The 15,264-nt window shown below is 58.1% G+C and carries 15 protein-coding genes and 1 tRNA gene; 9 read left to right on the forward strand and 7 right to left on the reverse strand.

The genetic code is table 11. The annotated features are described in order from the left end of the window. Window positions 1-78 precede the first annotated feature (78 nt). Both HY010_08190 and lon read left to right on the forward strand, forming a co-directional pair. On the forward strand, window positions 79-456 hold the full coding sequence (locus HY010_08190; GenBank protein ID MBI3475699.1) for a hypothetical protein: 378 nt from the start codon (window positions 79-81) through the stop codon (window positions 454-456). A 206-nt stretch (window positions 457-662) separates the two neighbouring features. Then, complete coding sequence (gene lon, locus HY010_08195) at window positions 663-3,083, forward strand: endopeptidase La (GenBank protein MBI3475700.1); 2,421 nt, start codon at window positions 663-665, stop codon at window positions 3,081-3,083. Window positions 3,084-3,177: 94 nt separating this feature from the next. Here lon and HY010_08200 read toward each other — a convergent pair whose 3' ends face one another. Continuing rightward, window positions 3,178-4,143, reverse strand: coding sequence for a c-type cytochrome (locus HY010_08200; GenBank protein MBI3475701.1), 966 nt, complete (start codon window positions 4,141-4,143; stop codon window positions 3,178-3,180). A 117-nt stretch (window positions 4,144-4,260) separates the two neighbouring features. Here HY010_08200 and HY010_08205 point away from each other — a divergent pair, with 117 nt between their 5' ends. Then, the gene (locus tag HY010_08205; protein ID MBI3475702.1) at window positions 4,261-5,763 is read left to right on the forward strand and encodes a CHAD domain-containing protein; all 1,503 of its coding nucleotides are present in this window, start codon (window positions 4,261-4,263) and stop codon (window positions 5,761-5,763) included. A 54-nt stretch (window positions 5,764-5,817) separates the two neighbouring features. Beyond that, a complete protein-coding gene (locus HY010_08210) occupies window positions 5,818-6,369 on the forward strand; it encodes a hypothetical protein (GenBank protein MBI3475703.1) in 552 nt (183 codons plus the stop codon). Between the two features lie 458 nt (window positions 6,370-6,827). Here HY010_08210 and recR read toward each other — a convergent pair whose 3' ends face one another. The 3 genes from recR to dnaX all read right to left on the reverse strand — a co-directional run bounded on the left by recR (window position 6,828) and on the right by dnaX (window position 9,730). Then, entirely contained in the window at window positions 6,828-7,427 is a 600-nt protein-coding gene (gene recR / locus HY010_08215) for a recombination protein RecR (GenBank protein MBI3475704.1), read from the reverse strand. Window positions 7,428-7,516: 89 nt separating this feature from the next. Then, on the reverse strand, window positions 7,517-7,816 hold the full coding sequence (locus tag HY010_08220; GenBank protein MBI3475705.1) for a YbaB/EbfC family nucleoid-associated protein: 300 nt from the start codon (window positions 7,814-7,816) through the stop codon (window positions 7,517-7,519). 72 nt (window positions 7,817-7,888) lie between these two features. Beyond that, the gene (dnaX, locus tag HY010_08225) at window positions 7,889-9,730 is read right to left on the reverse strand and encodes a DNA polymerase III subunit gamma/tau (GenBank protein MBI3475706.1); all 1,842 of its coding nucleotides are present in this window, start codon (window positions 9,728-9,730) and stop codon (window positions 7,889-7,891) included. A gap of 191 nt (window positions 9,731-9,921) precedes the next feature. On the opposite strand from dnaX, the gene HY010_08230 reads away from it, so the two are divergent. Together HY010_08230 and HY010_08235 are read left to right on the forward strand one after the other, a co-directional pair. Beyond that, entirely contained in the window at window positions 9,922-10,272 is a 351-nt protein-coding gene (locus HY010_08230; GenBank protein MBI3475707.1) for an STAS domain-containing protein, read from the forward strand. A 36-nt stretch (window positions 10,273-10,308) separates the two neighbouring features. After that, entirely contained in the window at window positions 10,309-11,232 is a 924-nt protein-coding gene (locus tag HY010_08235; GenBank protein ID MBI3475708.1) for a putative sulfate exporter family transporter, read from the forward strand. 51 nt (window positions 11,233-11,283) lie between these two features. Here the strand turns inward: HY010_08235 and HY010_08240 are convergent, their stop codons facing one another. Further along, window positions 11,284-12,003, reverse strand: coding sequence for a DUF4397 domain-containing protein (locus HY010_08240; GenBank protein MBI3475709.1), 720 nt, complete (start codon window positions 12,001-12,003; stop codon window positions 11,284-11,286). 87 nt (window positions 12,004-12,090) lie between these two features. Here HY010_08240 and HY010_08245 point away from each other — a divergent pair, with 87 nt between their 5' ends. Then, the gene (locus tag HY010_08245; protein ID MBI3475710.1) at window positions 12,091-12,450 is read left to right on the forward strand and encodes an MGMT family protein; all 360 of its coding nucleotides are present in this window, start codon (window positions 12,091-12,093) and stop codon (window positions 12,448-12,450) included. 42 nt (window positions 12,451-12,492) lie between these two features. Here HY010_08245 and HY010_08250 read toward each other — a convergent pair whose 3' ends face one another. Continuing rightward, a complete protein-coding gene (locus tag HY010_08250; GenBank protein MBI3475711.1) occupies window positions 12,493-13,374 on the reverse strand; it encodes a heme-dependent peroxidase in 882 nt (293 codons plus the stop codon). Window positions 13,375-13,513: 139 nt separating this feature from the next. Here HY010_08250 and HY010_08255 point away from each other — a divergent pair, with 139 nt between their 5' ends. Continuing rightward, window positions 13,514-14,371 (forward strand): AAA family ATPase, encoded by an 858-nt coding sequence (locus HY010_08255; GenBank protein MBI3475712.1) that lies wholly within the window; start codon window positions 13,514-13,516, stop codon window positions 14,369-14,371. A 61-nt stretch (window positions 14,372-14,432) separates the two neighbouring features. Here HY010_08255 and HY010_08260 read toward each other — a convergent pair whose 3' ends face one another. After that, window positions 14,433-15,038 carry a hydrolase gene (locus HY010_08260; GenBank protein MBI3475713.1) on the reverse strand — a complete coding sequence of 202 codons (606 nt, stop codon included), beginning with the start codon at window positions 15,036-15,038 and terminating at the stop codon, window positions 14,433-14,435. Between the two features lie 142 nt (window positions 15,039-15,180). Between HY010_08260 and HY010_08265 the strand changes: the two genes are divergently transcribed. Next, window positions 15,181-15,255 (forward strand) — tRNA-Gln (locus tag HY010_08265). The last annotated feature ends 9 nt before the right edge of the window (window positions 15,256-15,264 follow it).

The following is a 15,264-nucleotide window of genomic DNA, read 5'->3' on the forward strand; positions in this document are numbered from 1 at the left end:
GGCTCCACCGTCTTTCCTATTTTGCTGACCTAGTCTGAAATTGGACTGCAAGCAGTCTGGAGCCCCAGGAGGACTTCCATGCGTCATATGAGATTTGCAGGGATTGTTGTTGTAAGTTGCATTCTTGTGCTGTGTGCCTTTGCCGTAGCTGGCCAGAATCCGATGGGAGTGGCGAACCGGTATCAAGTGAGCTTCACCGAACAGGTCTGGATTGCCGACACCATGCTTCCCGTAGGCGACTACGAAATTCGGCATGTGATGGAAGGCCAAGATCACATCATGATTTTCCGGCAATTGAAAGTTCGCAAGCCGGCCGAAGTTCGAGCGAAATGTACGTTGGTGCCGTTGCAGGAGAAAGCCTCGGATACGCAGAAGATCTACACCCTCAACGCGGCTAATCAACGGGTACTGCACGAGTTAATTTTCAAAGGCGACCTCGCCCGGCACGTGTTTTAGATCTAAGTGAGCCCGTTTTGACCGGCAGGGAGCGCACCATTCCGGGCGCTCCCGCCACCCTGGGCCTACCCCAGGGGTCACGCACCCTTGTGTGTCTTGCAAAAAACCTAAAAACGTCTAGAATTCAACGGCCTAGAGCAAAGCCCTGCATCTTTTTTGCGAATGGGATCATCCAAGGTTGAGTGAAAGTCACTCAAGGTCAAAGTATGACGAAATCAGATCAGACCGAAATCACTACTTACGATACTTCGGGACGTTCCTTGCCCATTCTGCCGGTGCGCGACACGGTGTTGTTTCCGCACGCGGTTTTGCCGCTGACGGTGGGTCGCGACAGTTCAGTCCAGTTAATCAACTCGCTGGGTGAGGACAAAACGATTGTGGTGGTCGCACAGCGCGAAGCGCGCGTGGACGCCCCTCAGCCTACCGACCTGTACACCGTGGGGACGCTCGCAATTGTCCACAAAGTGGTCAAGATGCCGAACCAAAGCCTGTTCGTGTTCGCGGAAGGCCTGGAGCGTGTGCGGCTGACGGAGTTTTCGCAGCTCACGCCGTTCATGCGCGCGCAGGTGGAGACCATCCCGGAAACTATTCCGCCCAAGAATTCTGAAATCGAAGCGCTGCAGCGCAATGTGCTGACCCTGTTTCAGCAGATCGTTGCCGGTTCGCCGACGCTTTCGGATGAACTCTCGACGGTCGCGATGAATATTGAAGAGCCGGGACGCCTGGTGGATTTCATCGCCTCGTCGCTTCCGTCGCTTAGTACGTCCGACAAGCAGGACACGCTCGAGACTACGGACGTTCGCACCCGTCTTGAAAAAGTGAATCAGCATCTCGCGAAGGAGCTGGAAGTTCAGCAACTGCGCAACAAGATCCAGTCCGAAGTACAAGACCGCGTGCAGCAGACCCAGCGGGAGTACTACCTGCGCGAGCAAATGAAGGCGATCCAGAAAGAACTGGGCGAGCAGGATGAAGGCGCGCGCGATACGGAAGATTTGAAGGCGAAGATCGAATCCGCCGGCATGCCCGACGACGTGAAGAAAGAAGCGCTGAAGGAACTCGGACGCCTTTCTCGCATGTCGCCGATGGCTGCCGACTACTCGGTGACTCGGAACTATATCGAGTGGCTCGCGGTATTGCCGTGGGAGAAGACTTCAGGCGGCGCGATTGAAATTCCGAAAGCGAAAGAGATTCTCGACGCCGATCACTACGATTTGCAGAAGGTGAAAGACCGCATTCTCGACTACCTGTCCGTGCGCCGGTTGAAGCCGTCGATGAAGGGGCCGATTCTCTGCTTTGTCGGACCTCCCGGAGTAGGCAAGACCTCGCTTGGTAAATCGATCGCGCGGGCGCTGGGGCGCAAGTTCGTGCGTTTGTCCCTCGGCGGCGTGCATGATGAAGCCGAGATCCGCGGACACCGTCGTACGTACATCGGAGCTTTGCCCGGACAGATCATTCAAGGCATTCGCCGCGCGGAGACCAAAGATCCGGTCTTCATGCTCGATGAAATCGATAAGGTCGGGCGCGATTTCCGTGGCGATCCAGCGTCGGCGTTGCTGGAAGCGCTTGATCCTGAGCAGAACTCGACTTTCCGCGACAACTATTTGGATGTGACGTTCGATCTTTCGAAGGTTCTGTTCATTACGACCGCGAATATGCTCGACCCGATCGCGGAGCCGTTGCGCGATCGTATGGAGATCATCGAACTGCAGGGATACACGGAAGAAGAAAAAGTTCATATCTCGTTCCAGTACCTGATTCCGCGCCAGATTGAAGAAAACGGAATCACGCAGGAGCAGATTGAATTTCCTCCCGAATCGGTGAGCTTCGTGATTCGTCACTACACGCGCGAAGCCGGAGTCCGCAACCTGGAACGTACGATCGGGACGATCTGCCGCAAGCAGGCGCGCCGGCTGGCGGAAGGGAAGACGGAGAAACTGGTCGTCACCAAGGAAATCATTGTGGAATTTCTGGGTGGGATCAAGATTCGCAGCGAAGGCGAAATTGCCGAGCGCACGAAACGAGCGGGCGTGGTGGTTGGGCTGGCGTGGACGCCGTCTGGCGGCGACGTGCTGTTTGTCGAAGCGAACCTGATGAAAGGCAAAGGCGGTCTCACGATTACCGGCCAGATTCAGGACGTGATGCGCGAGTCCATGCAGGCTGGCCTGAGTTGGGTACGCTCGAACGCCTCGCAATTGGGAATCGACGAAGAATTTTTCGCCACCCATGACATCCACATTCACGTGCCGGCGGGAGCAATCCCCAAGGACGGTCCGTCGGCGGGCGTGACGATTGTGACAGCACTGGTCTCGTTGTTAACGGGCCGGCAGGTTCGTCCGTTGACCGCAATGACTGGGGAAATCACCTTGAGCGGCAATGTGCTTCCGGTGGGCGGAATCAAAGAAAAGGTTCTCGCCGCCAAGCGCGCAGGGGTGCATGACGTAATTCTGCCCGCAGACAACCAGACCAACGTCGAGGAAGACCTGACGCCGGAACAATTGCTAGGACTGACTCCGCACTACGTCAAGACCATTGACGAGGTCCTGGAGTTCGCACTCCCGACCTCGGAGAAAGAAGTACGCCAGGACGCAGAAGAGCGCGAGAAAGTCCTGAGTACGCAGAATGCGTAGAGACAGTGCTTAGTGATTCGTTGTTAGTGATTTGAAAGTCCGCGACGCAGAGACGAGGCAAGCCTCGTCTCTTTTTTTGCGTCGACCTGAACCCTTATTCCGTCGCCGCGTGCGGCACGCGGTTCTCCACCGGTTTGACTGTCTTCAGGTAGGCGAATATCGCTTTCAGATCCTCGTCGGTCATGCGCCGATAGCCATCCCACGGCATGATCGGATTCAAGGGCCGCCCCATCACAGATCCAGTTCGCAGAGCTTCGACAAACCGGTTTTCGTCGTAGTAGGAAATGCCGGTCTTGTCGGGAGTGATGTTCGCACTCTTCGCGTAGCCCCACGGTCCTTTGAATTCCATTCCGCCGGCAAACGCCTTATCGCGGTCAGGCTGGCCATTCACCGCGGGAGTGTGGCAGTCCTGGCAACTGGCGAGCGTCACCAGATACGCTCCCCTTCGTTCCGGCGTCGATAAATCAGGCGGAGCCACGGGGGCGGTCAGAGGTTCCGGCGCGCTGCGAATCAGGTACTTCACAGGAGATGCAATTTCCGTCTGCGGCAGCGGATTGCGCACGGCAGGCAAAGAGCGGATGTAAACCACCACCGACGCAAGATCTTCATCCGACATGCGGCGGAAATTCGGATAGGGCATGAGCGGGAAAAGCGTGCGTCCATCATGGCCGATGCCTTCACGAATCGCGCGCGCTAGTTGATCGTCCGTCCATGAACCGGCGCCGGTCTCTTTATCGGCGGTCAGGTTCGGAGCGACGATGCGTCCGGGGAAACCTTCGCCGGGGAAGAGTTGTCCTGCCCCTTCGCGCCCTGCCACGAGTGCTCCACCGGGCGACTTCCAGTCGTGCTCAGTGTGGCAGTCGAGGCATCCCAGAACAGCACGCGAGAGATATTCTCCACGCGCCAGGCGGGCAGGCGTGGAGTCAAAGTGCCGGTCGGTCAGAGCACGTGATCGAGGTCCCAGGAAAGGCCGCCAGCCGACCGTAAACGTGATGGCAGACGCCAGAATCAACACTAGAAAGCCGACTACGTAGAGGAAAATCTTCAGGCCCTTGCTCATTGTCGATAGGCTCGTTGGGCAGAAATCCGCATCGGAGGTGAGTAATCCGACGGTGTCTGCTCTGGAAGTATAACGGCAAACACGCGACAATAGCTTCCTCTGAGAAACGAAGATTCGATGCCCACTGCTCCAGTCCCCGCTCCCGCAAAACCACAGCGCAAGCTAGGGCTGCGCGCCTGGATGGAGACCGTCCTTGTGGAATGCGAGCACGCCGCCGCGGGCTTCGAAGCAGATCCGGTTCACGATTTGCGCGTTGCCATCCGCCGCTGCCGGTCGCTCGCGGATGGATTGATGGCGATGGACCCAGACCCATCCTGGAAAGAAATGAAAAAAGCCGGGCGGAAAGTCTTCCAGTCTCTCGGCGGCTTGCGTGATTTGCAGGTCATGCAGCATTGGATCGAAAAAATCAGCGATGCAGACGATCCGGTCGCGATCAAGCTTCTCGCTCACGTGCGTACCCGGGAAATCGAATGCAAACAGGAAGCGTTGAAAGAACTGCAGCAGTTTGATCGTAAACAGTGGCGGCAATGGAGCCGAAATCTGCCGAGTCGGGCCGCGCTTGTGCGTCCGGGCAGCGTAGTGTTCCAACATCTCGCACTGGAGAAGTGGACTGCCGCCTATGGCCTGCACAAGCGGGCGCTTCGCACGCGCTCCCAGACGGCTTTCCACGAATTACGGATCGGCATTAAAAGGTTTCGCTACACGGTTGAGAATTTTCTGCCGTGCGAGCACGCCGCTTGGGGCGCTGACCTCAAAGACCTGCAGGATTTTCTTGGCGAAGTCCACGACCTCGATGTGCTGTGGAATACGGCGGTGCAGATTAGCGCTTTTCCCGATCTTGAACACCGCACGCGCTGGCGTCAAAAGCTTACGGAAGAACGCTCCAAGAGGCTGGAACGCTATCGCGAAAAAATGGTGGGCAACCAATCTCTGTGGCGCGTCTGGAGGGCGGCACTACCTTCCGGGCCGGACCTGCGTGCCGCGGCCATGGCCCGACTCCGGACCTGGGCGAGCTATCTGGATCCCGATTTCATGCACTCGCAGCGCGTCGCTCAACTGTCGCTCTCGCTGTATGACGGGCTGACGCAGGCGGGACTGCTGCCACCGAACCCGGAGCATGATTCCCGCGACGTCCTGCACGCAGCTGCATTGCTGCATGACGTGGGGAAGGCCAAGGGAGACAAGGCGCATCACAAAGATTCGTTCAAGATGATCCGGAACCTCACCCAGCCGCTCGGCTGGACGGCTCGCGAGCTGCAGCTGGCAGCTGTGGTGGCACGCTATCATCGCGGAGCCCTGCCGCGTCCGCGTAAAAAGAGTGTGCAGTTTCTCGAACTCGGAGATCGCCGAGTGGTTCTGCAACTGGCTGGAGTGTTGCGCCTCGCCAATGCGCTGGATACCCACAACGGCACCACGCCTCGTCTCAAGATCGCGCTCGATGACAAAACGATTCATTTGCAAGCGGCAGGTTACAACCCGCTCGACCGGTCGGCCCAACAGGTCGCGGCCGCACGGCATCTGCTGGAAGTGGTACTGCGGCGCCCGGTACTCGTCAGTTCTCTGCCGGATAAGGCAATGACCCCACCGCGAAACGCGAAGCTCGTGGATCGAAGCTCGTAGCTCGTAGCTGCTCCGGCACTTTTCAAAACTCCGATCATCATTCATTCTTAGCATGTGACTCACGCAAAACTGGTTTCGATGGCCGTGGCTTGGCTGCGGCGGTATCGCTGTGGAGTGGTGTTGTCCGAACAAGCCTGCGCCAGCGGCGAGATGCCCGACGCGATCGGGTGGAAGAAAGCCTGCCATTCGGTGCTGGTGGAATGCAAAGTGTCGCGCGGAGATTTCCTGGCCGATCGCGCGAAGCCGTTTCGCGCCAAGCCGGAAATCGGCGTCGGTTGTGAGCGGTTCTATCTGGCGGCGACAGGACTTATCCGAATCGACGAGCTTCCGGCCGGATGGGGACTGCTCGAAGTGGCAGGACGCGAGATCGAAAAGACGAAAGCCTCGGCGAAGAATCTGCGCACCCCGGTTGGATTTGGTTACGAAATGAATCTCCTGCTCGCGAGTTTGCGTCGCGTCGAAGTGCGCATCGAACCGCAAAGCATCACTGACTTCCTAAAGTGGAAGAACCGAATGGCGGAATATAACCGGGGCACCCTGCCTGAGGGGATCGTGGCCGCCGAAGAGGAATCCAACCTGTTTCTTGAACCCATGGCCGGGGATTGACGGTCAGACGCAATTCACCGCAGAGACGCAGAGAACGGCGAAGTCAATCAAGAGAAGCAGTCATGAGCTGTGCTCGGCGACCTCGGCGTCTCAGCGGTGAAATCGATATTTTGCGCAAAAAGAAACCGGACTGGTTGGTCCGGTTTCTGGAGCGTCGTGTGCGATGCGGTTACATCACGCGCGGCGCGCTGGGTATGGAGTTTGCCGATGTGGTGGCACCGGATATCCCCCTCGCCAGCAAAATCGTTCAGAGAGAGCGAGGATGCAGACACCCGGATAAGTGCATCTGGTTTGCCAGGGATCCGACTTCGACAAAAAGATCTAGGAATATGGGTAAAATGCTGATTTATAGAGGGATAAATGACGTAGTCCGGCGCATCTGCTGGGGTCGCGGCGAGCCAGCTTCCTAAGAAGGGTGTTCAAAACATTGCACACGTTTGTGTGCGGTCCAGTCGGGCCTAGATTTCCCTGCGTCCTTCCATGGCCTTCAGCATGGTGACTTCGTCGGTGTATTCGATGTCGCTGCCGACCGGGATGCCCATGGCGATCCGGGTCACGCGCAGGCCGTGGCGGCGGAGTTGCTGGGCCAGGTAATTGGCCGTTGCTTCTCCCTCGACCGTGGGGTTCGTGGCGAGGATCACTTCTTCGATCTGTCCACCCTGTACGCGGGTCAACAGGTTGCCGATACGGAGCTGTTCCGGCCCTACGCCATGCAGCGGGGAAATTGATCCATGGAGAACGTGGTACACGCCATTGAAATGCCGTGTCTTTTCCACGGACGCGATGTTGGTCGGTTCCTCCACCACGCAGACCAGTTTCTGATTGCGCGTGGGACTGCTGCAGTAGACGCAGGGGTCGACGTCGGTAATGTTGTTGCAGATGGAGCACAGGCGCAGGCTGGCCTTGACGTCCCGCACGGCGCCCGCCAGTGCTTCGGCATCGTCGTCGCTGGAGCGCAGGATATGGAACGCCAAACGCTGCGCCGTCTTGCTGCCGATGCCCGGCAGCTTTTTGAGTTCATCGATCAGCCGGGTCATCGGCTCGGCAAACTTGGACATAAGTTGATTTTTGTTGGTGATTAGTAATTACTGCTGTTCGATGTCGTGGGAGTCGTGGGCTTTGTGATTTTCAATTGCCAGATTGCAAATTACAAGTTGAGTCCCATTCCGCCCATCATTCCGCCTACGCTCGCTTGCATGGCTTCATCGATCTTGCGTCCCGCTTCATTCACGGCGGCCGTAACGAGATCTTGCAACATCTCGACGTCACCCGACTTCACGGCTTCAGGATCGATCACGATGCTGAGCACCTGTTTGCGGCCGTCCATCTTTACCGTGACCGTGCCACCGCCTGCGGATGCATCGACGACAGTCTCCTGCATCTTCTTCTGCAGCGTTTCGTACTGCTGCTTGGCCTGCGACATCAGTTCTTGCAAATTGAAAGACATAAGAAATTGGTAATTTCAAACCTTCCGCAATCAGCGATGCTGCTGATTTCCACCGCTAATTTACAAATTGATTCATTCCTTCTCTCGATAGTCGATGACGGTTCTGATTTCCGCTCCAAATTTTTCCTGCATGCTGCGGACGATCGGGTCCAGCTCAGCACGGCTACGGGCGCTTCCATTGGCGGACGGACGCCGCACGGGAGACGCAACTTGTGCCGATCCTCCTGGGAGCACTTGCACCTTCATCGGCCGTCCTGCTGCACCGCTGACCGCAGCGGAGGAAAGCCTGCGCGCATCGGCGGTGAACGACATATCGATCATCGTGCTCGAGAGCGCAACTTTCGCGATCAAGGCGTTTCCTTCCACGCTCCATTGCGCCGTTTCCAGCATGGAAACCAGCATGGGCTGTCCACCAAGCGCATTCAGGGCAACGTCGCGCAGGGACTCAGCATTCACTTCAGTCTTGGCTTCAGTCTTAACCTCACTCCTGGTCGCGATCTGCGGTTCGGGCGCTAGTTCCGCAACCGCCGCCATTTCAGCGACTGCCGGTGCCGCCGATCCCATGATGACCACGGCGCCTCCTGAACTGGCGGGACGCGCACTGCTGGAAGCGATGTCGTTCTGCGTTTCCGCCTTGGGCGCACCCTTGCGCGCGGAGTCGGCGGCAAACGGAGACACATAGTTGGAACGTGCCGGAACGGGTGGCTCGGTGCGGCGGACCTCACTCGGCGGTGCCAGCATGGGACGTCCCGCTGGTCGCGGAGTTGTCGAAGAAGCAGATGGCGCTACGTCACTCAGTAATTGTTCGAGCGGCAGCAATCGTTGCGCGTGCGACATTTTCAGGAGGCCCAGTTCCAGGTGGAAACGCTGATCCTGGCGATAGCCGAGTTCTCCGTGAGTCCGCAGCATGATCTGCAGGTATCGCGCCAGATCTTCTTCGCTGAAAAGATCGGCTATGCGTCCCGCTCGCGATCGTTCATCGTCAGAAATCTGAAGCAAGGGCGAATCCTTGCCGGCAATTTTTGCAACCGTCACGTTGCGCAGGAACCGTACCAACTGCCGGGCGAAGTGAGCGGGACTGTGTCCTTCGCTGATCAATTCATCGACCAGCAGCAATATCTTCTCGCTCGAACTCTCCGACACTCCCTGCATCACCGTTTCGAGAGCTCCCGCTGGGGCCGCACCAATCAGGCGGCGAACGGAATCGAGCGTGAGATGGTCGGCGGTCGAGGCGATGGCCTGATCGAGAATCGAGAGCGCATCACGGATCGAGCCATCCCCGGCCTCTGCCAATAGGGCCAGCGCGTCTTCGTCGGCGGGAATATTTTCGCGGCGGGTCAACTCGCGCAATTGACCGAGGATGTCTGCAAACTTGACCGCCCGAAAACTGAAATGCTGGCAGCGCGAGCGGATGGTTTGTGGAATATCTTCCGGCTGCGTTGTCGCCAGCATGAACACGACGTGCGACGGCGGCTCCTCGAGCGTCTTCAGAAGGGCATTGAAGGCGGCATCCGTGATCTGGTGCGCTTCATCGAGGATGTAAATCTTGAAGCGGTCACGTGCCGGGAGATAGCGCGCCGCTTCGCGCAACTCGCGAATTTCGTCGATGCCGCGATTGGTGGCGGCGTCAATTTCAATGACATCCACTGCGTTGCCGGCTCGAATCTCCGTGCAGGATTCGCAGATGCCGCAAGGCTCAGGGACCGGTCTTGCCGACGAACGGCAATTCAGCGCCATCGCCAGAATGCGCGCGACCGTCGTTTTGCCGATCCCGCGATGCCCGCTGAAGATGTAGCCATGAGCAATGCGTTCCTGCTCGATGGCATTTTTCAGAGTCTGGGTAACATGCTCCTGGCCGATGACGTCGGAGAATTTCTGCGGGCGATACTTACGGGCCAGTACCTGGTAGCTCATGAGGAATTTTTGATTATACAGGCTCCGAACGAGTCGCTCGTATGGCGAAAAGGCCGATTTTGCAACGAAAAATGGGGCACGGTGCTTGCGCGGAAACTCCGGGCGCGGTAGGCTTTTGCACTGGACCGATGCTGGTCGAATGCTGTTGTTCGGCACGTGATCTGGACCGTGGTCCGAACAAGGAGAAATGTATGCAATTGCGTCTGAGCACCCGAACCGTGGACGGCGTGTTGGTCGTGGATGGAAGCGGCCGCATTGTGTTTGGCGAGGAGTCCGCGAGCCTGCGGGATGCGGTGAAGAAACTGCTGAGCGAGAGTCCGAAAGTTGTCCTCAATTTGCGCGACGTGACGTATATCGACTCCGGCGGCTTGGGCACGCTGGTCTCGCTCTATACGACTGCCAAGAACGCCGGTGGCGCTTTGAAACTGGCCAGCCTCACGCAGCGCGTCGACGACCTGCTGCAAGTCACGAAGTTGGTGACGATCTTTGAAGTGTTCGAGAATGAACAGGCCGCAGTGGCGTCGTTCAAGTCGGCTGCGTAGATTTTCCGGGGCCTCGTTCGAGGCCCCAATTCCTTCATGATCCCGAAAATACTGTTCCTGTTAGCGCTCGTCTTTGCGGCCAGCGGATGGGTTTCTCCGCCCCTCGCGCTCGCGTTGGGGCTGGCGTTCGGACTTATCTTCGCGAATCCTTACCCAGAGCCAACCGCGAAACTCTCCAGGATTCTTCTGCAGGCGAGCGTGGTCGGGCTTGGTTTTGGCATGAACCTGCACGATGTCGTGCGTGCTGGGCGAAGCGGATTCGTCTACACCCTGCTGGGCATCGCGTTCGCAATGACCATCGGGATGGCGCTGGGGCGGTTACTCAACGTCCAGCGCATTCCAGCTTTTCTGATTTCAACGGGGACAGCAATCTGCGGCGGCAGTGCGATTGCCGCCGTGGGCCCGGTGGCAGGAGCCAGCAGTGAAGAAATGGCCGTGTCGCTAGGCACGATATTCGTTCTCAATTCCGTGGCTCTACTGACGTTCCCGTTCATCGGCGGATGGTTTCATCTTAGCCAGTCGCAGTTCGGCTTGTGGGCTGCGCTTGCGATCCACGACACGAGTTCGGTGGTGGGAGCGGCCGCGAAGTACGGTGCGGTGGCGCTTGCGGTGGGCACAACTGTGAAACTGGCGCGAGCTTTGTGGATCGTCCCTTTGACGCTCTCCACCGCGCTGGCTCGTCACGCGAAGGCGAAAATTCAGTGGCCGTGGTTTATCGCGCTCTTTTGCCTCGCGGCAGTCTGCAATACCTATCTGAATGCGGGATCGGCGATCTATCCATGGATCAGCAAGGCGGCGCGGATCGGTATGACGGTTACGCTGTTTCTGATTGGGAGTGGGATCTCGATCGGCACGCTGAAACAAGTCGGGCCGCGTCCATTGATTCAAGGAATTTTATTGTGGCTGGTGGTTTCGGTTACATCGCTCTGGCTGATCCGCATGGGCTGGATCGGGATCTGATGTCTAGAATCCCGCCCAAGCGAAGTTTGGACGGGGCACCTCGGTTTCGGACTAGTTCAAGTCCGATAGTTCCAGTAAGGACATATTGTTTGGAACGGAACTGTGGAGAGTTATAAGGGTGCGAATCTGTCCGGCAGTCAAGGGGTATGTCTGATCCGACCACCGAAATTTTGAGGCGTCCGTGGAATCGGTCACGATGACTTCATAGGTTGCTGCGGCCAGGTTTTGATAGTCGCTAGCCTGTTGGTACGCCAGGCTGGAAATTGTGGGCGTGACATTGGTGATGTCAGTTCCCGGAGTCACGATGTAAACGTCTACCAGCGGAGGATCTCCCGCTGTAGGACCGGACGCAGCGTGAATCAGGCGCAGCTTGATGTTGCCGGATGGCGGCGCACTGTTGTCGTCCGTCTTGAGCAGCGCGGCGATGGTTGGAGGAACGGAGTTGGCCAGCCCCACGATGAGTAGGGTGTATTTCTTCTGGCTGGCGAAGGCTATCGTTGAATTGATCAGGTCGGTTGTGGTTCCCGTGTCGCGCACTTCAATTCTTCGCGTGCCGGCGCTCAGAACGACATAGTCGCTTGCCGGCGACACATTCCCATAGGCCAGACCGGTTGCGACTGTTTTTCCGTCCGCCGCGACGTCCTGCGGGGCTGCATCCACCGAGGCGTGCACGAACCGCACCTGGGAGTGGTCTGTTCCACAACTCGTTTCTAGAAAACCAAGAGTCGCCACTGCCAGCAGCAGGACCGCACTTCTTGATGCCCGTGACATGTTTTTCTCCGGCGCCTTCCCGACCTGGGATGCAGATTTCGTGTTCCAGTTTTATCGATTCTATAATCTCTTGTACATTGAGCGCCGGTGAAAAAGCCAAGACCATTCCGTTTAACTACAAAAGCAAAATCGCCGACGGAAGCGAAACGCCTCCGAATCGTGTTCTGCATTCGCTCGCTTCCGAAAGGCCGGGTGTCGACTTACGGAGCCATCGCTCGAGCGGCAGGCTGGGTGGGCGCGGCGCGCCAGACGGCACAGGTTCTGCGGAAGGTGCCTGGACTGCCCTGGCATCGCGTGGTCGGAGCAGGGGGAGCCATCAAATGTCCAGGAGAAGCGGGCGCTGAGCAGAGGTTCCGCCTGCAGATGGAGGGCGTCAGCTTTCGCGGCGCGCGGGTGAACATGAAAGTGCACGAGCACAAATTTCCCAAAGCGCGTGCGCCTAAGTGAGAAGCGGCTTGCCGCGTCTCTACTGATAGTTCATCTGTCGTCTCAATGACCTGCTTCAGCGTGCTTCGGGAGTTGTCCTTCCAGGAGCTGGTGCAGACTATCAGCGGGGCAACGCAGCCCCACAAAGAAGCTCCCAAACAGCGCGTACACGGCGCTCACATGATCGAAGCGCATCTCGTAGATCAATTTCTTGAAGACCAGCGGATCGTCCGCAAATAAATCGACGCCCCACTCCCAGTCGTCGAATCCGATTGATCCAGTGATGATCTGCTTTACTTCGCCGGCGTACCGGCGGCCTACCATGCCGTGTTCGTTCATCTGGCGCTGGCGTTCTTCCATGGGCAGGCTGTACCAGTTCTTGTCTTCTCCGCGCTTGCGGTCCATCGGATAAAAGCATGCATACCGATTCGGCGGGATCGAAGGAAACAGGCGCGGTTTCATCGCTTCTTTCTGGCGGGCAATCGTTTCCCGGATAGATTTGTTCCATTCTTCGGAGTGCGGCTCAACTCCACGTTCGGCCAAGGCACGGTAGGTTTTCAGTGTCGATTCGTAGAGTCCGAGCTCGATAATCGATAAATAGGAGGTCGCCGTTTCCATGAACTCACTGAGGCGCAAGCGCCCAAGATCCAGTTCGGCCTGATTGAGATCGTCAAAACTTTCCCGGAAATGAAGGAACATCAGGTCGCCCTTGTGTCCGATCAGGGAAAACAGGGCCGATTGGCCATTCGTGCGCGATTCCATCTGCGCGAGCAGCTTTGAAGCTTCATCGGCGATCTGGCGACGCTCGCCTTCGGGTAGAGCGCGCCAGGCGGTCCAGCGAAAGCGCATCATCTGGTGCAGGGTGGAATATCCTTCGAGCGTCAACGGGACGGCAGGGAGTTGCCCCGAGGCTGCGGGCGTGCTCACCGGATGGGTGGGATTCATAGGCACATTGTAACTGGCGCTGCGGGGGATGCGTTGACCCGAAACGGGCAGTTTGTCCTGGTAAGGTACCCCAGCCGCCACGGTCCAGAGATTGCGGCACGGAGCGTCGGTATGCTACAAGCGCTATATGCGTAAATGGATGCGCGAGCGCATAACGCGCCGCAAAAAGGGTGATGCCAGCCCGCCGCAAGATCAGGCGAACGCGCCCGTCCCCTTGCAACCCAAGTATTTTGAGGCTTCCGAAGCCGCGCCCGAAGAACCGAAGAAGACGTCGAAAGTGGAGCGCGAACCGGAGCCTGCGCCGCACATCGAAGCCGAGCCGCCGGTCGCCGCTGCTGGGACAGAAGACCGAGCAGATGGCCGAGCCGAAGCTCGCCCCTCGCGCCGCCGCCGGGGCCGCGGAGGCCGCGGACGTGGCGCCCGCCCCAAACCCGCCGAAAGTGCTGTACAGCCAGCAGGAGTATCCGCAGTTGCGGCGGAGCCAGCTGCGGGACGCGCGTCAGCGGTTCCCGCTACGCCTGCGCCGAGCAAGGGAACAGTCGTGCTCGCGATCGGGCTACCGGGGTCGGGCAAGAGTTCCTGGTTCAAGCGTCACAATATTCGTCCGCTATCCAGCGATCTGCTGCGCGAACTATTGTTCGACGATGCTCAGGAGCAGCGCTTCCAGGATCTGGTTTTTTCAAACCTGCGATCGATGTTGAAGGCACGCCTGGTGGCTCGGCGTCCAGTGAACTATGTGGACGCAACCAACCTGACGCCTCACGACCGGCATAGCTGGATCAAGCTGGCAAAAGACTACGGTTACGAGGTGCACGGACTGTACTTCGACGTCCCGGTGGAACTCTGCCTGGAACGCAACCAGAAGCGGGACCGCGTGGTCGCAGAAGACATCATGCGTAAGATGGCCGGGAAGTTGAAGGCTCCAACATTCGAGGAAGGCTTCTCGAAGATTATTGTGGTCAGGGTGAAGCAGAAAGAAGCAGAGACAGGCTCCTAGCTTCTGGCTGCTAGCTTCTGGCAAACTGAGCCTGCTAGTAGCTAGTAGCCAGAAGCAGCCTCTAACCCTTCAAGTACGGCAATAATTCCTTGAACGCCGGCGATCCGGATGATCGCAGCAATTCATACATCATCATCTCAGTAGAAGAAATGACGGCGCCTGCCGCGCGCATGCGGTCGAGGCCTATGCGCCAATTCCATTCCACTCGCGAGCTGACTGCGTCGGACGCGACGTGAACCATGTAGCCCTCGCGCAGGGCCGCCAGTGCAGTTTGCATCACGCAAATATGCGTCTCCATACCGCAGAGCAGCACGGTCGTGCGTTGTCCGGGTAGGCGTTTCAGCGCAGAGCAGAAGACGTCGCTGCCGAAGCAAGAGAACATCACCTTGTCGATGGCGGTCACGTCGGGGAGCAGGGAAGCGATCTCCGGCGTCGTGTTGCCGAGACCCTTCGCGTATTGCGTGCTGACGATCGCCGGAATTTTCAGAATGCCCGCCAGCCGGATCAGGAGCTGCGAATTCCGCAGTAGCCGTTCGCGCTCCCAGATGGGCGGCAGAAGTTTCTCCTGGATGTCGACCACGATCAATGCGCACTGTTCCGCCTCAAGCGGTCGGCGCGCAATTTCTGCGTAGTCCGTGTCGAACTGAATGGTTCCACTCGTTGCCATGGGCAAATCCTCGTCTCAAAGGCGATTGTAACTCTGCAGACGCAGTGGGAAACGACTGCCAGCGAGTATTGACCCGATCCGGCGTGTTCCATAGAATCAAAGTACCCGGTAGCGATGTCCTGTCGACGCCGGGCAAGATTGCTGCCCCCTCGTTCAACGGCTAGGACACCTGCCTCTGGAGCAGGTTATCGGGGTTCGAATCCCTGGGGGGCAGCCAAAACCTTTC

The organism is Acidobacteriota bacterium (assembly GCA_016196065.1).
Classification (GTDB): Bacteria; Acidobacteriota; Terriglobia; order Terriglobales; family Acidobacteriaceae; genus Acidiflorens.

Bases quoted from the DNA above. Each gene is read 5' to 3' on its own strand.
- HY010_08260 (MBI3475713.1), bottom strand. From the start codon at position 15,038: ATGGCAACGAGTGGAACCATTCAGTTCGACACGGACTACGCAGAAATT.
- recR (MBI3475704.1), bottom strand. From the start codon at position 7,427: ATGTCCAAGTTTGCCGAGCCGATGACCCGGCTGATCGATGAACTCAAA.
- HY010_08240 (MBI3475709.1), bottom strand. From the start codon at position 12,003: ATGTCACGGGCATCAAGAAGTGCGGTCCTGCTGCTGGCAGTGGCGACT.
- HY010_08235 (MBI3475708.1), top strand. From the start codon at position 10,309: ATGATCCCGAAAATACTGTTCCTGTTAGCGCTCGTCTTTGCGGCCAGC.
- dnaX (MBI3475706.1), bottom strand. From the start codon at position 9,730: ATGAGCTACCAGGTACTGGCCCGTAAGTATCGCCCGCAGAAATTCTCC.
- HY010_08230 (MBI3475707.1), top strand. From the start codon at position 9,922: ATGCAATTGCGTCTGAGCACCCGAACCGTGGACGGCGTGTTGGTCGTG.
- HY010_08205 (MBI3475702.1), top strand. From the start codon at position 4,261: ATGCCCACTGCTCCAGTCCCCGCTCCCGCAAAACCACAGCGCAAGCTA.
- HY010_08255 (MBI3475712.1), top strand. From the start codon at position 13,514: ATGCGCGAGCGCATAACGCGCCGCAAAAAGGGTGATGCCAGCCCGCCG.
- HY010_08250 (MBI3475711.1), bottom strand. From the start codon at position 13,374: ATGAATCCCACCCATCCGGTGAGCACGCCCGCAGCCTCGGGGCAACTC.
- lon (MBI3475700.1), top strand. From the start codon at position 663: ATGACGAAATCAGATCAGACCGAAATCACTACTTACGATACTTCGGGA.
- HY010_08190 (MBI3475699.1), top strand. From the start codon at position 79: ATGCGTCATATGAGATTTGCAGGGATTGTTGTTGTAAGTTGCATTCTT.
- HY010_08200 (MBI3475701.1), bottom strand. From the start codon at position 4,143: ATGAGCAAGGGCCTGAAGATTTTCCTCTACGTAGTCGGCTTTCTAGTG.
- HY010_08220 (MBI3475705.1), bottom strand. From the start codon at position 7,816: ATGTCTTTCAATTTGCAAGAACTGATGTCGCAGGCCAAGCAGCAGTAC.